The organism is Acetomicrobium sp. S15 = DSM 107314 (assembly GCF_016125955.1).
GTDB classification, from domain to species: Bacteria; Synergistota; Synergistia; order Synergistales; family Thermosynergistaceae; genus Thermosynergistes; species Thermosynergistes pyruvativorans.
In genome coordinates, this window is record NZ_JADEVE010000034.1 from 1 (window position 1) to 353 (window position 353).

1 protein-coding gene is annotated in these 353 nt (G+C 58.6%); it reads left to right on the forward strand.

Annotated features, from left to right (window positions below):
* Positions 1-72: 72 nt before the first annotated feature.
* On the forward strand, positions 73-353 hold a 281-nt coding region (locus EZM41_RS00580), incomplete at its 3' end, for a hypothetical protein (RefSeq protein WP_198468367.1).

A 353-nucleotide genomic window follows, 5' to 3' on the forward strand; every position in this document is an offset into this window, starting at 1 on the left:
GCGAAACTTCCTCATCATTCGTTCCCTCCCCATAGTTTCTTATCGCTTTTATTATAGCAGACGTCGTCGACTTTGATTAATCTTAAAAACGCCCCTCTGAGGGCGACCTGTCCCACCGGCCCAGTGGGGTTGGTCGCGGCGGCCGGTACCGGTCTGCAGGAGGTGCACGTTCAATTGGCGCGCAGGGGGGTAGGCGTGCTCCATGCCATCTTCGACACCTCTCTTGTGTCGGCGCGCGCCAAGTGGTATATAAAACCCGCGCGCCGCCCGCCGTCTATCTACATTTGCCTACAGAAGCTCGGTCACTGTGCGGTCCACAATCTCGGCACCGGCTATGGAGACCGGCCCGGAGA